Source organism: Microbacterium sp. NIBRBAC000506063 (assembly GCF_017968845.1).
Lineage (GTDB): Bacteria > Actinomycetota > Actinomycetes > Actinomycetales > Microbacteriaceae > Microbacterium.
Window position 1 is genome coordinate 1,145,898 of the sequence record NZ_CP072876.1, and the last position, 13,350, is coordinate 1,159,247.

At 67.6% G+C, this 13,350-nt stretch carries 16 protein-coding genes and 6 pseudogenes; 19 read left to right on the forward strand and 3 right to left on the reverse strand.

What is annotated here, in order from left to right; genetic code table 11:
* From KAE78_RS06515 to KAE78_RS06560, 10 genes and pseudogenes are all read left to right on the forward strand, one after another.
* Nucleotides 1–465, forward strand: coding sequence for a helix-turn-helix domain-containing protein (locus tag KAE78_RS06515; protein WP_223172222.1), 465 nt, complete (start codon nucleotides 1–3; stop codon nucleotides 463–465).
* A 118-nt stretch (nucleotides 466–583) separates the two neighbouring features.
* Complete coding sequence (locus KAE78_RS06520; RefSeq protein WP_411155999.1) at nucleotides 584–1,150, forward strand: hypothetical protein; 567 nt, start codon at nucleotides 584–586, stop codon at nucleotides 1,148–1,150.
* On the forward strand, nucleotides 1,114–1,653 hold the full coding sequence (locus KAE78_RS06525; protein ID WP_223172224.1) for a Mu transposase C-terminal domain-containing protein: 540 nt from the start codon (nucleotides 1,114–1,116) through the stop codon (nucleotides 1,651–1,653). Before KAE78_RS06520 ends, KAE78_RS06525 begins: the two co-directional genes overlap by 37 nt.
* 17 nt (nucleotides 1,654–1,670) lie before the next feature.
* Nucleotides 1,671–1,931, forward strand: a complete 261-nt coding sequence (locus KAE78_RS06530) for a hypothetical protein (RefSeq protein WP_223172225.1) — start codon at nucleotides 1,671–1,673, stop codon at nucleotides 1,929–1,931.
* A gap of 172 nt (nucleotides 1,932–2,103) precedes the next feature.
* Entirely contained in the window at nucleotides 2,104–2,517 is a 414-nt protein-coding gene (locus KAE78_RS06535; RefSeq protein ID WP_223172226.1) for a hypothetical protein, read from the forward strand.
* Entirely contained in the window at nucleotides 2,514–3,086 is a 573-nt protein-coding gene (locus tag KAE78_RS06540; RefSeq protein WP_223172227.1) for a hypothetical protein, read from the forward strand. Before KAE78_RS06535 ends, KAE78_RS06540 begins: the two co-directional genes overlap by 4 nt.
* Nucleotides 3,083–3,756 (forward strand): annotated as a pseudogene (locus KAE78_RS06545) (TniQ family protein). The gene KAE78_RS06540 and the pseudogene KAE78_RS06545 overlap by 4 nt, the downstream one beginning before the upstream one ends.
* An 8-nt stretch (nucleotides 3,757–3,764) precedes the next feature.
* Nucleotides 3,765–5,276: a LacI family DNA-binding transcriptional regulator gene (locus KAE78_RS06550; RefSeq protein ID WP_223172228.1), complete on the forward strand. Its 1,512-nt coding sequence runs from the start codon at nucleotides 3,765–3,767 to the stop codon at nucleotides 5,274–5,276.
* Nucleotides 5,277–5,317: 41 nt separating this feature from the next.
* Nucleotides 5,318–5,512 carry a LysR family transcriptional regulator gene (locus tag KAE78_RS19520; protein WP_223172428.1) on the forward strand — a complete coding sequence of 65 codons (195 nt, stop codon included), beginning with the start codon at nucleotides 5,318–5,320 and terminating at the stop codon, nucleotides 5,510–5,512.
* Nucleotides 5,509–5,784: an antitoxin Xre/MbcA/ParS toxin-binding domain-containing protein gene (locus KAE78_RS06560; RefSeq protein WP_223172229.1), complete on the forward strand. Its 276-nt coding sequence runs from the start codon at nucleotides 5,509–5,511 to the stop codon at nucleotides 5,782–5,784. Before KAE78_RS19520 ends, KAE78_RS06560 begins: the two co-directional genes overlap by 4 nt.
* A 179-nt stretch (nucleotides 5,785–5,963) precedes the next feature.
* Here the strand turns inward: KAE78_RS06560 and KAE78_RS06565 are convergent, their stop codons facing one another.
* From KAE78_RS06565 to KAE78_RS06575, 3 genes are all read right to left on the reverse strand, one after another.
* On the reverse strand, nucleotides 5,964–6,104 hold the full coding sequence (locus tag KAE78_RS06565) for a hypothetical protein (protein ID WP_223172230.1): 141 nt from the start codon (nucleotides 6,102–6,104) through the stop codon (nucleotides 5,964–5,966).
* On the reverse strand, nucleotides 6,101–6,763 hold the full coding sequence (locus tag KAE78_RS06570; protein ID WP_223172231.1) for a metallophosphoesterase: 663 nt from the start codon (nucleotides 6,761–6,763) through the stop codon (nucleotides 6,101–6,103). Before KAE78_RS06570 ends, KAE78_RS06565 begins: the two co-directional genes overlap by 4 nt.
* Before the next feature lie 78 nt (nucleotides 6,764–6,841).
* Entirely contained in the window at nucleotides 6,842–7,255 is a 414-nt protein-coding gene (locus KAE78_RS06575) for a zinc ABC transporter ATPase (protein ID WP_223172232.1), read from the reverse strand.
* A 386-nt stretch (nucleotides 7,256–7,641) separates the two neighbouring features.
* Here KAE78_RS06575 and KAE78_RS18510 point away from each other — a divergent pair.
* The 9 genes and pseudogenes from KAE78_RS18510 to KAE78_RS17470 form a co-directional block, all read left to right on the forward strand.
* Nucleotides 7,642–8,261 (forward strand): annotated as a pseudogene (locus tag KAE78_RS18510) (beta-ketoacyl synthase N-terminal-like domain-containing protein); the annotation flags it as partial.
* Nucleotides 8,262–8,329: 68 nt separating this feature from the next.
* Nucleotides 8,330–8,377 (forward strand): annotated as a pseudogene (locus tag KAE78_RS18515) (hypothetical protein); the annotation flags it as partial.
* A gap of 36 nt (nucleotides 8,378–8,413) precedes the next feature.
* A complete protein-coding gene (locus KAE78_RS18520; RefSeq protein ID WP_317451917.1) occupies nucleotides 8,414–8,824 on the forward strand; it encodes an acetyl-CoA acetyltransferase in 411 nt (136 codons plus the stop codon).
* Nucleotides 8,825–8,879: 55 nt separating this feature from the next.
* Entirely contained in the window at nucleotides 8,880–9,467 is a 588-nt protein-coding gene (locus tag KAE78_RS06585; RefSeq protein ID WP_223172233.1) for an MBL fold metallo-hydrolase, read from the forward strand.
* A 2-nt stretch (nucleotides 9,468–9,469) separates the two neighbouring features.
* Nucleotides 9,470–9,769 (forward strand): hypothetical protein, encoded by a 300-nt coding sequence (locus KAE78_RS06590; protein ID WP_223172234.1) that lies wholly within the window; start codon nucleotides 9,470–9,472, stop codon nucleotides 9,767–9,769.
* Between the two features lie 251 nt (nucleotides 9,770–10,020).
* Nucleotides 10,021–11,312: pseudogene (locus KAE78_RS06600) on the forward strand (MFS transporter).
* A gap of 148 nt (nucleotides 11,313–11,460) precedes the next feature.
* Nucleotides 11,461–12,368 (forward strand): annotated as a pseudogene (locus tag KAE78_RS06605) (CoA transferase).
* On the forward strand, nucleotides 12,344–12,589 hold the full coding sequence (locus KAE78_RS06610) for a hypothetical protein (RefSeq protein ID WP_223172235.1): 246 nt from the start codon (nucleotides 12,344–12,346) through the stop codon (nucleotides 12,587–12,589). The pseudogene KAE78_RS06605 and the gene KAE78_RS06610 overlap by 25 nt, the downstream one beginning before the upstream one ends.
* Nucleotides 12,590–12,666: 77 nt before the next feature.
* A pseudogene (locus KAE78_RS17470) lies at nucleotides 12,667–13,302 on the forward strand (CaiB/BaiF CoA transferase family protein); the annotation flags it as partial.
* Between the last annotated feature and the right edge of the window lie 48 nt (nucleotides 13,303–13,350).

Genomic DNA, 13,350 nt, shown 5'->3' on the forward strand with positions numbered 1-13,350 from the left:
GTGCTGTGGGCGGACGCGACCGACTCCGCGAAGGCGCGCACCATGGAGCGCGCCGACCATGTCCGGGAGGTGCTCACCGGATACAAGTCCGGCACGGCGCAGATCCCGCGGGAGGGTGAGCCGCGCCTGGAGTACCACCCGCAGCACAGTCTGCGACAGCGGACCGCGGCGAAGGCTGCCGAACTGGGGAAGGGTGAACGGACCGTGCGCCGCTGGGTGGCGCAGTACCGGGAGTCCGGGGAGGCGGGTCTGATGGACTACCGGTCCTCCCAAGCCGGGAACGCGCTGACCGGGTTCGACCCGCGGTGGATCGCCACCGCACAGACGGTCCTGGACGAGCAGACCCCGAAGCGAAGGTGTCCAAGAAGATCATCATCGACCGGATCAACGCGCGCACCGAGCGCGTCCACGGCCCGGGGCGGTGAAGCGTCCGTCGCGTGCGAGCGCGTACAACGCGTTGGCTGAGCTGGATCGAGGGCGCGGCACGTTCACCGGTCCCACCAAACGCAAACGGTCCACCGCGAACCGACCCCCGGCGCCGTACGGACGACTGTCGGCGGTCCGGCCGGGCGAGTACGTGCTGATGGACACCACCCCGCTGAATGTGTTCGCCGTGGCCCCGGTGACCGGGAAGTGGGTGTCGGCGGATCTCACGATCGCGATGGACTTGTATTCGCGGTGCATCCTCGGGCTGCGGCTCACACCGGGGTCGACGAAATCGATCGACGTCGCCGGGGTGCTGATGGAGGCGCTGCAACCGTTCGACACGCCCACGGATTGGGCCACATCCGCCCGCTGGCCGTACCACGGACTGCCCGACACGCTGCTGGTGGACCCGACCCGCACAAAAGTGTCACGCTTCACCCGCGCCGGCATCCTGCCGGAGACCGTGGTCGTCGACCACGGCTCCGCCTACCTGTCGGAGCATGTCACGAGCGGGTGCGCCCGGTTGGGGATCTCCATCCAACCCGCACGGGTGTATCAACCCACCGACAAGAGCCCCGTGGAACGGTTCTTCCGAACCCTCGACGACCTGCTGCAGGAGTTACCCGGCTACAAGGCGCCGACGTCGCCGGCCGCGGAGAGGACCCCGAAGCAGAGGCCGTCTACACGGTGCCGCAGCTGGAGCAGATCATCCGGGAATGGGTAGCCACCGTCTACCACCTTCGCCCGCATAATTCGTTGGAGGACCCGCACCTGCCCGGGGTCAAGCTCAGCCCCGCGCAACGCTACGACCAGGGCCTCGCCGTGGCGGGGCAGCTGCGCCTGCCGACTGACCGGAGCGTGCTGTTGGAGCTGCTGCCGGTGGTGAAGCGGCAGTTCAACCACTACGGGGTGGAGATCCACAAGCTCCGTTACACGGGCGAGTCGGTGGCGAAGTACCGCAACCGGGCCCGGTCGATTCACCGCGACAAGGGCACCGAGTGGCCGTTCGTGGTGAACCCGGACGATCTCACCCGGATCTACTTCCACGACCCGGAGGACCATACTTGGCACACCCTCGATGGGAGCACAAGGGCAGCTTCGACGTTCCGTTCAGTCTGGACGCGTTGGAGTATGCGAAGAAGATCGCGATGCGGCAGGGCCGCCCCGCCCAGGTCGATGACGTCGCCGCGCAGCTGCTCGAGGACTGGGGCGCCGGCCGCGGGCTGACCCCGTCGGAGCGGCGGATGAGCGCGCGGATGGCCGCGCAGCTGAATGACAAGGACCCGGACCCGGACGGGGTGTGGTCGCTGCGCACCGTGCAACGGATGCTCGACGCGGAACTGACCGCTTCGTCGGATCTCGCCACTGAGCTGACCGGTTCCGTCCGCGACCCGCGCCGACGCGTCGACCTGCCCGAGACGGGGGATGACGACGATGAAGACGAGATCGACGAGCCCACCATCCGCGGCGACTACCACTTCGAGCCGATGGAGATGCTCCGATGACCACCCCACCAGCGAACCGCAGCTGTCGACGCGCCAACGAAGCCTGTCCACCTACGAGGGCTGGACGGACTTCGCCGAACGACCCGCGCGCGGCCGCCCCGAACCGCTCACCCGCGACCAGCTCGACGGCATGTCGCGGCAGGACCGAGCCGTCTACGACTTGGAGAGGCGGGTGTGGCACGCGAATATCCTGCTGCGCACTCGGCAGGTCGAGGACATCGAGTTGCAGCTGGCGGACATCCTCGATTCGAACCTGCAGGACTCCGACCGGGTCAAGTCCGCTGCGGCGATCGACGCCCCGCCGGCGCTGGGGAAGTCGACCGTGGTGAACAACTTCGGGCGAGTCTTCCACCAGCAGCGGATCGCGGAGGCCGGGGAGTGGCTGGATGCGGATCGGGATGTGCGGCACCTGCCGGTGTGTCACGTCACGTTGACGGGGCGGCTGACGATCAAGGGCCTGCACATGATGATCCTCGGCTTCTACGCCCACCCGCCACCGCCGGGATCCTGCACCGCTCCATGGCCGGTCGGGATCTGGCGCGGGCGGCGGCGGAATGCATCGAGCGGCACGACACCCGGCTGGTGATCGTCGACGACTTGCACTTCCTGAACATGCGTACCCGCGACGGGGTCGAGGTCGCGAACCAGCTGAAGTGGCTCGCGAACGAGTACAACGCCACCTTCCTGTTCGCCGGTGTCGCCCTCCGCGCCCGCGGCCTGGTCGGCGAAGGACACACCGGGCAGGAAGCGGCAATGGCGCAGACATTCCGCCGATGGACTGTCCTCGGGCTGAGCCCGTTCACTCTCACCCACAAGAGGGCCCGGGAGGAGTGGGACCGGCTGTTGTTCGGCATCGAACAGGCCCTCGTCCTCACCGACGCCCGCCCCGGGATGCTGGTCGACCTGTCCCGATACTTGTTCGCGCGCACGACCGGCAATATCGGCTCCCTGATGGACCTCATCCGGCGCGGGGCATCCCGCGCAATCCGCACCGGCCGGGAGGTCATCGACCGGGAACTGCTCGACGGCATCCGCATCGACGAGGGCGCCGAGACGGAACGTCGTGAACTTGAGGCGAAGCTCGAACAGCAGCTGCGAAACCAGAGAGCACGACGCCGCCGCAAGACCGACGAGAGCGAGGCGGCCGCCGCATGACAACGAACAACGTATTGCGCTCGGACGATGTGCGGGTGCTGCCGTTTCGGGTGCGTCCGCTTCCGGATGAGCCGTTTGATTCGTGGGTGGAGGCGTTGGCGGCTGCGAACCGGGCGACGATCGCGGAGGTCGGGTGCGCGCTGGGTCTGATCGAGCAGCGTCATGGTAGGGCGGTGTCGGCGACGTGGTGGATGGCGAACGCGTGGGCGACCGAACTGACCGACGCGCAGGCGGGTCGGGTGGAGCAGGCAACGGGTATTCCCGCGGCACAGTTTCAGGAGATGACGAGGATGCGGTTCGCACGCCACGCGATCCGCCGCACCCGCAATGGGAGGATCAGCGTCCGGTGCGCTGCCGCGGGACGGCAGGCCGGTACTGCCCGGAGTGTCTGGCTGACTCGGGTGGGCGGTGGCGGATGTCGTGGCAGTTCCCGTTCGCGTTCGCATGCGCCCGGCATCGTCGGATCCTCGTCGACGCCTGCCCCGCATGCGGGCGGCATCCACGCCATGTCGGCCATCCGCTTGCCGTGATCCCCGTCCCGGGCAGTGCCACAACAGGGTGCGAGGTGCGGCGATCGGCCCAATCGCGAGCCGTTGCCGCGCCGACCTCACCGTCGACACAGATCGGATCCCGGCGTCGGAGGCGGTCCTGCATGCCCAGCGGACGATGATGCGGGTCGTGTCCACGGGGGAGGGAAGGTTCGGGATCTACGCGGACGCCCCGCAGCCCGCGGTGCGTGTCCTCGAGGACGTCCGCCTGCTCTCCCGCGCCGCGCGCGTCGCGTTGAACGACGGCCATGTTGACGGCACGATGCTCGGCGCGGACCTGCTCGACCATCTGCACAGGGGAGGCGTCGACACATCCTGGTCTTCGTCGTCGACCTCGGCCGCCTCGGCCGCAGGGACGGCGATCGCCATCGCGGCATTGGGCGGCTCCGGTCGCACGATCGAGTTGCTGCGGGGGCGCGTCGCTGCCAGCACGTCCTACACGTTGAGCACTCCGCAGGTGCAGTCGCTGATCGCGGCGTCGTTCGGTCGCACACGCCGCCCCACCGGGTTCCTCCAGTCCGCTGCCCCGGTCGATGTCGACGCGAGGGAGCGGGCACGGAAGGTGCCCGCGCAGTTGTGGGACGAGTGGACGGCCGTGCTCGCCCCCGGCCGTATGGACAGGGAGATCGCGGCATCCGCTCTCGCCGCGGCCGTCGTGTTCGCCGGTACCCGGCTGACCCACGCCGCGGCCCTCGCCCTGCTGGACTCGGAAGCGCCGGTGCGACAGGTCACCAACGTGATGCGCGAGTTCGGGCGCGGAGAACATGAACACCTCGCGCTGGGCGTGATCCTCCGCCTCGTCGCCTACCTCGACGCTCACGGGTCACCGATCGACTACGCACGCCGACGCGCGCTCGACTGCAGCGCACTGCTACCCGACACGCAGTGGCGCGAGGTATGCCGCGGGCACAATGTGCACCCCGGGGCGGGGCGCCGACACCGGCACGCTCGTGCGCACCTGTTCCGTCTGATCACCGGGAACCCGTTGCGAGCAATGCCAGGAGGCTGGGATGCCGCCGACGTCACTCTCGCGTCCGAGGCGAGGTTCGTGGGCCGCATCCCCGAGAAACTGCGCGTGGACCTTAACCGGATTGGCGATGAATTCCTCGCCTCCCACGGTATTGACGAACCGCTCACTTGGACGCCACCGTTCGCACAGTTCGACATCGGCACGGCCATGGATGTCCCCGGCGAGCTGTCGTGGCCTCCTGCACGGCCTTCCCGCACTCGGATCGATGCGAGCGTCGGCGCGGACGGCATCGCTGATCGGTATCAGGCTGGTTCCAGCATGTACGAGCTCGCAGGGCTGGCCGGGGTGTCCCGACAGACCGTCTCCCGGCTGCTCGCTGACCGATCCACCCCGACGCGTCGTGGCCGACCGCCCATGCATGTGATCGATGAGCGGTGGCTCCGCCACCAGTACCTCGACCAACGGCTCACCATCGGCCAGATCGCCGCCCTCGTCGGATGCACCACCCAGACGATCAGTCGCCGACTGCGGGATGCGGGGTCCCGATCCGGCCCGCCGGGAGTGCGAGCGAAGTCGCGACCCTGCACCTGCATCCCCTCGCGGGAGCATCGCCGCTCCTGCGCCGTACCGTCATCGGAAGGTACCCGATCGAGCGTGCCCGTCGCTTCCTGATCGTCACCCGGCACGACAGCATCCGGGCCGCGGCCACCGAAATCGGGACAACCCAAAGCACGCTCAGCAAGCAGTTGGCACGGCTCAGTCGCGATGCGGGCGGTCCCCTTCTGACTGCAGGAGCCCGCGGCCGCCCGATGACTCTCACACCGCTCGGCGTGCGCCTGGCTCGCGAGCTCAAAACAGTGCTGCCGAACGGGAGCGTCGACCTCGAACAGGGAAGGACGTCAGCATGACCGGCGAGAAGAGCACCCCGGGCAAGGGCCCGCTGTTCGGCGACGATGCCGCGCGGCTTGGACGCGACATCGTCGAGCAGAGCGTCACGCACGACGTCGCCGCCGTTCGGGCACGGTTGCGCGAACTCTGGACCGATCCCGTCATCGACGTCTGGCTGACCAGCACCAACTCGCATCTCGATGGAACCCGCCCCGTCGACGTACTTGCCCTGCGCGGTGTAGAGGCCGTGATGGATGCCATCGATGTGGAAGTAGCCGGCGGATCACGCTGAGGTGACGCATAGAAAGGCGTCGACGTCGCCGTCGGGGCAGAACGTGACGACAATGCATTGGCGGCGCGACAGCTGGATCCGCTTCCGAGCTGAACCGCGAAGTCTCCCAATCCGGTCCCCGCCGGCGGCGAACGGTTCACATCTACCGCGCCGTGGGGCATGCCACCGCAGCGGTCCCTTCAAGTGATGTTCGGGGGCGAGTCAGGGTGGGAGGAGTCGAGCGCGCCGAGGAGTTCTTCCAGCACGACCCGCAGCTCGTTGTAACCCATCATGTAGAACAGCGCGTCGGAGTTCGAGGTCTCGCTGCCGTCGAGGTTCACGATGGTCTGGCGGGCTTCACGGATCGCGACATCGAGCCACGGTTCAACGTCCGACAGGCCGCGGATCCAGGCATCGATGACGGCGAAGGGGACGGGCCGTAGTCGTGGGCGTCGACGCCGACGTGGAACTGGTGCCCGTTCGGGCCGTGATCGCGGGCGTGGGTGTGACCGTGCAGCAACGGGATCCCGTCGTCCCACCGCGGCCGGTGCGTAGTGTGCCGGTCCGACTCCTGCGAGTCGCCCTTGTACGGATAGTGGGAGGCAAGGACACGGTACCCGCGCCGGGTGCCCTCGATCACCTCCGGCAGAATCGTCCACCCGGCCGCCTCGTAGAGCGGGACGAACCGCTCGATCGCCTTCCTTGACTGAGTCGCCGGTGACACCCGGTCATGGTTGCCGGGTACCAGGTATCGGCGACCGTGCAGTTGCGCGGTGAGGGCGATGGATTCTTCGACCGGCCCGAGCGCGACATCCCCGAGGTGCAGCACCACATCCGTCGGGTCGACCGTCTCGTTCCAACGGCGGATGAGCTCGGTGTTCATCTCGGCGACGGTGGTGAACGGTCGTGCAACGAGTTCGCTGATCCGGGCATGGCTGAAGTGGGTGTCCGCGGTGACGAAGTCGACCTGGTCGAACTCGAACCACGGATACTCACTCACGACTTGTGCTCCTCGCAGGTGTGGTGTCTTGCAGAATCTATCGGTGTCTAGCGTTTCGATAGACACCGCTAGATGTTCCTAGAGTTCGTCGAGATCGATCCCGAACTTCCGGGCGAGATCGGCGAGCGGGACCTCGGCGCTGTCGGCGGGACGCTCCCGGGCGATGCGGGCGATTTCCTCGTTCTCCGCTGCTTCCTCCGCGTCGACGATCAACGTCAGCTCATTGATCAGGACATGAACGGGTGTGCCGGCCGTGGTCGCGCGGCGCCGGATCTCCGCGGCGGCGTGTGCGAGGGTGTACATCCGCTCCCACGGATGGTCACTATGACGGGCGATCGCGACGGTGTCGCGGGTGTAGGTGCGCTCATCTCCTGGGACGGGCCACCGTTCGGTGCCGTCGGGGGCGTGGAAGAAGTCGACGTAGCAGTTCCCGCAAGGCATCCGGTAGACGCCGGGCTCGGTGGGCGCGAACGCGGTGCTACGCGCGATCATGTCACGGATGATCCGTTCCCAGCCCATGGTGCTATCAGCGTCTGACATCGGTCAGACCCTCCGTCTGGCGAACAGAGAAGTTTGTCACGCCCGGTAACGCGTCGTCCACACCATGAGTCACCGACGAGGGTCGTGGACTGACCGAACAGCGGCCAAACTGGCCCCTCCCGGGAAGCACGCATGCACTGCGTTGGCGGAAATCAAAGTCTGACTGGGTCGAGGGTTACTTCTGCTAGAAGAGCCACAATATCGGTGCTCGGTCATGGCATCAGGTGAGTCGCGCGGAGGAACAAGCCATCGGCCTCGGTCGGTATGAACTGTTATCATCAATTTGTGCGAGGACTCAGTGTTGCAAGGAAAACTCGATGTCGCGAGAGGACTCAGACATGAGCGTCGGCAAGGTCGTCATCGTCGCGGGGGCGCGCACGCCCGTAGGCAGCTTCGGCGGTGTCTTCCGCGATTCGCCCGCCCATGAGCTCGGCGCAATAGCCGCGCGTGCTGCGATCGAGCGCGCTGGCGTAGACGCCGACGATATCGGCGAGGTCGTGATGGGATGTATCGGTCAAGTCGGCCCGGACGCCTACAATGCGCGACGTGTCGCTCTTGCCGCGGGTCTGTCGGTGCGCACGCCCGCGTTCACGGTGAATCGCCTCTGCGGATCGGGTCTTCAGGCAATCTGGTCGGGGCCCAGGAGTTGCTCTGGGGTGGTGTCGACGTCGTGCTCGCGGGCGGTGACGAGAATATGTCGCGGATGCCGTTCTACGATTTCAACGCCCGATTCAACGACCGGCTCGGCGACCGCACCCTGGTAGACGGCACAGTCGGGATGCTGACCGATCCGTTCTCGAACACGCACATGGGTGTCACGGCCGAGAACGTCGCGTCCCGCTTCGGGGTCTCTCGTCTCGAGCAGGACGAGTTCGCCGTCGAGAGCCAGCGTCGTGCGGCGACGGAAGAGGCTACCGCGGCCTTCGCCGAGGAGATCGTGCCCGTCGCTACCGGCGGGCGAAAGCCGGTAGAGGTGACCGCCGACGAGCATCCGCGCCCCGGAACCTCTCTCGAGACGCTCTCGGGCTGCGGGCGGCGTTCGTCGCCGAGGGCTCGGTTACCGCGGGCAACTCGTCGGGGATCAACGACGGCGCCGGCGCGCTCGTGCTGATGCGGGAGGACGACGTCCGGGAGCGGGGGCTTGCGGGACTTGCCACGATCGAGGCGGTGGCGACGGCAGGCATCGAGCCCGAGATTATGGGCTACGCGCCGGTGCATGCGCTGGCGCGTCTGTTCGACCAGACCGGCCTCGCGCCGGCCGACGTCGACGTCGTGGAGCTCAACGAGGCGTTCGCGGCGCAGGCGGTCGCCGTCATCCGCGACGCCGGCCTCGATCCGGAGAAGACGAATCCCTACGGCGGCGCGATCGCCCTCGGACATCCCGTCGGCGCGACAGGTGCGATCCTCACCGTGCGCGCGGCGCTGGATCTGCAGCGCCGCGATCTGGAATTCGCGGTCGTGACAATGTGCATCGGCGGAGGACAGGCGCTGGCCGCCCTGATTCGCCGATACCCCTCATGACGGCGGCCACGGCGCTGCCGGTCCAGCACAGCCCGGCAACCGGAACCTGCGCGCGATGATCCCGACGAGCGAGGTTCAGGCGCGGGCGCAGGAGCGGGGCATCCTTCCTCCCGTCGAGGAAGTACGCGACGGGGTCTACGCTGTGCCCCTCGCGATGCCGTTCACGGGACTGCCGTACTCGTTCAGCTATGTCATTCGAGCCGCTTCGGGCGAGCTGCATCTCATTGACACCGGACTGGACACGGACGAGAACTGGGCACGGCTGACCGACGCGTTCCGATCGATCGGATCCTCCGCGTCGGATGTCGCGACGCTGACCCTCACGCATCTGCATCCCGACCATGCGGGTCTGGCGGGGCGTCTGCGGAGGGCGTCAGATGCGCGCGTCGGCATGCACATCGCCGACCAACGTGCCATGCATGCCGGAGCCCACTTCGTCGAGCCGGTGTCCGCCAACACGGTGATAGCGGGATGGGATGTACCGGAGGGTCGCATGGAAGAGGTCCGCGACGCGGCGATTCGGCCCGTCGCGGGTTCGCCCGTCGAGGTGGATCGGCCGCTCGTCGACGGCGACCGCATCTCCGCCGGCGACCGCGAGTTGCGCGTGCTCCACACGCCTGGTCACACGAGGGACACATCGTAATCGTGGATGATCGCGATCGTCTGGTGTTCACCGGCGACCATCTGCTGCCGATGATGTTCCCGGGATCGGCCTGGGTGGTCGCGCGCCAGGAGACGATCCGATCGAGGACTACGTCGCATCGCTCGGGAGTCTCGCGCGCGTCGGCGACTACGAGGGGTGCCCAGGCCACGGCCATCGGTTCGCGGCCGTCGGTGACCGTTGCGCTGCCACCGCAGCGCATCAGGGTCACCGTGCGCAGGAAGTGGCTGCCGTGCTCGCGTCGGATGCCGCGGCCTCAGTGTGGGCGATCGCGAGTCGGCTGACCTGGACCGCCGGTTGGGAGAACCTCGGCGGAACCCATCTGTTCTCTGCGCTGGCCCAGACCGCGATGCACCGCGATCACGTCCTCAGAGGACCCAAGGCCGGTCGGCCGCGTGTGTGAGCCACTGTTCCCCGGTCGTCCGACGGCATCATCGTGTCCACGCCTCTGCCGCTGAGCGGAAGCGGTGGCCGGTGGCTGCTGCGGGCGCTGGTGTACACGGCGCTGACGGCGGCGGTCGCGAGCTCGCTGGGCATGCCTCTCGTTCCCACGATCGCGGAAGAGTTCGGCGTCTCGATCAACGCGGCACAGTGGATGCTGACCGTCAATCTGCTGGTCGGCGCCCTCGCCACCCCGATCATGGGAAGACTCAGCGACGGGTCGCACGTCAAGGGCTGCTTCTGGGAGGGCTCGGCGTTCTGCTCGTGGGGTCGGTCGTGGCGGCGATCGCGCCGACGTTCTCTGTCTTCCTCGTGGGCCGCGCGCTGCAGGGCGTCTCGTATGCGATCAATCCGATGACCATCGTGATCGCACGATCGCAGCTGGAGCCGCGCCGCGCTCAGCATGGGATCTCCACTCTCTCCGTGACGGTCGCGGCAGGGCTGGGCATCGGATACCCGCTCACCGGAGTCATCGCAGCCTTCCTCGACTTCAGGTTCGCGTTCTGGTTCGCCGTGGTCTTCGCGCTCAGCGCGATCCTTGTCGTCGCCTTCATCGTCCCGTCAGGCGCCGAGCTGGATCTCGAGCGCCGTACTTTCGACTACCTGGGCGCCGTCGTGCTCAGCGTGGCGCTCGGCGCGCTGCTGCTCGGCATCAGCGAAGCGCCGATCTGGCCCCTGCTCGCCACGTTCGCGACCCTGAGCCTGTCGGTCATCGCATTCGTCGTCTGGGTTTTCGTCGAACTGCGTACCGAGCATCCTCTCGTCGATCTCCGGCTCTTCCGGTTGCCGGACGTGTTGCTCGCCAATGTCACCGCCATCGCGCTGGGCACCGCCATGTACATTGCGCTGTCGATTGTCAGCCTCGTCGCCCAGGCGCCGACGAGCACGGGATACGGGATCGAGCTTCCGCTGGCGGTGGCAGGCTTGTTCATCCTGCCTCTCTCCGCCGGTAGCCTCGCGGCGAATCGCCTCGTGCGGATCGCGTCGCGGCGGACGTCGATGTCGAGCCTTGTCGTCGTCGGCTCGGGGATGCTCGCCGTCTCCACCGTCTTCCTCGCCGTCGCGCACAGCGAGCTCTGGGAAGTCCTCGTCGGGATGCTGTTCTTCGGGCTGGGCGTCGGGGCGACCTTTGCCGCGATGCCGGCCGTGATCGCACGCCGCGTGGCGTCGGCGGAGCTCGGTGGCGCGGTGAGTTTCAACCAGGTCCTGCGCACGGTCGGCGGCTCGTTCGGAAGCGCGATCACTTCCTCCGTCATCGCCGCCAATCTGGCTCCTGACCGGTATCCGAGCTCCGGTGGTGTGGTGCTCGCCCTGTCGGCGGGAGCCGCGATCTGCGTCGCGGTCCTCGTCGCGCTCGTCGCCTCGGCAGGGCGGTCCCGGCGATAAATCGTGAAGGAGCTCGATCAATTAGTGATAATCTATGGCATAGAAGTGATCGGGATGCCGGCTCTATCGTTGCTGGCGACGAAGATGTCCGCGAGCGGGAGTGAGTGACGTGCGAGTAGTCGACTTTTCCACCCATCTCTCCGGTCCCATGGCCAGCCATCTTCTGGCCGAGACCGGCGTCGACGTCGTCAAGGTCGAGCACCCGGTCATCGGAGACGGCAACCGGGGGATGAGTCCGAAGATCGCCGGTGTCGGCGACTTCCATGTGGGCCTCAACAGCGGCGTGCGATCGCTGGCCGCGAGCACCCGATCCGAGCACTGGCCCGCGCTTCTCGAGGCGTGTGCCCGGTGGGCGGACGCCGTCATCGTGGGCTCCCGCCCGAGTGACGCCCGACGCCGAGGGCTCGATTTTGCATCGCTGGCCCAGCACAACGACCGCCTGGTCTACACCGCGATCAGCGGATACGGCATCCGGGGCCGTGGCAGGAGTTCACCGCTCACGGGCAGAACGTCGACGCCCGCGCGGGGCAGGTGCCTGTCCAGGAGATCGATGGCAAGCTCGTCACCGGCGCAGGGTGGCGATCGTCGGGCACGACCCTTGCGGGCATCTTCGCGGCCCTCGGCACCCTCGCCGCCGTGCAGAAGCGCGACGAGGTGGGCCGGCCGCAGTTCGTGCACGTCTCGCTCTGGCACAGCGCGATGTGGTGGAAGTGGCGCGACATCAACGACCTTGCCAACCTCGGGCACGAATGGCCCGACTATCGCGACCTCGGCCCGCGCTACGCGCTATACAAGACCTCCGACGGCCGGGCCATCCTCGTCTGTCCGCTCGAGGAGAAATTCTGGACGAGGTTCGCAGACCTCATCGGCCTCGCGCCAGAGCAGGTCGCCCGCGGCAGTTGGACGCGGGAGAACAGCGGCATGGACTACGGATACGAGGGCGAGTACGAGCTGATCGCAGCGAGGATGGCGACGCGTGCGCGGGAGGAGTGGGTCGCCGAGCTGGAGCGCCTCGAGATCCCCTTCGCCCCGTGCTCGACGTCGCCGAGGCGATGAACAGCGAGCACGCCGCCCAGAACGATCTCCTCCGGCCGACCACCGTAGACGGCCAGGAGGTCCGCGTCGTGGCCTCGCCCGTCCAGTGGCACCTGGACACGGAGGGAGGCGTGACGGCGCCGTTGCCGCCCCTGGCGTCGCCGCCGGACATCGGGGAGCAGTCGGCCGACATCCTGCGCGAGTTCGGCCTCGACCTCGACCCAGAAGACATTCGACGTTGAATGGAAGTGACCGCCAAATGGGAGCGCCCACTGTGAGACCACTCGACGGCGTACGGATCCTCGACCTCAGCCGGCACATGTCCGGCCCCTACGGGACGGCGCTGCTCAGCGACTACGGGGCAGAGGTGATCAAAGTGGAGTCGGCGGGCTCCGGCGATCCGAGCAGGCAGACCGGTTCGGTGATGCAGGGCGATCAGAACGCCCTCTACCTCATGTGGAACCGGGGCAAGAAGGGCATCGCGCTCAACCTCCACGCCCCGGAGGGCGTCGAGGTCGTCAAGCGCCTCGCGGCCGAGAGCGACGTCTTTGTGGAGAACTACCGCCCCGGGGTGGCCGAGAAGATCGGCCTGGGGTACGACGTGCTGAAGAAGCTCAATCCCGGTCTCGTCTACATCTCCGTCTCGGGTTTCGGGCACGGCTTGCTCGACGACTGGCCGGCCACCGACCCCGTCGTGCAGGCGATGTCGGGAGTCATGTCCCTCACGGGCGAGATCGGCGGTCCGCCCATTCTCGTGGGAGTGCCGATCGCCGACTTCGCGGGGGCGATGGCCACCATCCAGGCGGCGCTCGTGGGCCTCATCGCGCGGGGTAAGACGGGCGAGGGCCAGTACATCGAAGTCTCGATGATGCACGCGCTCATGACATCGCTGACCACGCGGCTGGCGATGTTCTGGGGGACGGACATCGATCCCGAGCGGCTGGGCGGGTCGCACAGCGCCGTGGCGCCGTACACTGTCTTCCGCACGAAGGACGGGTACATG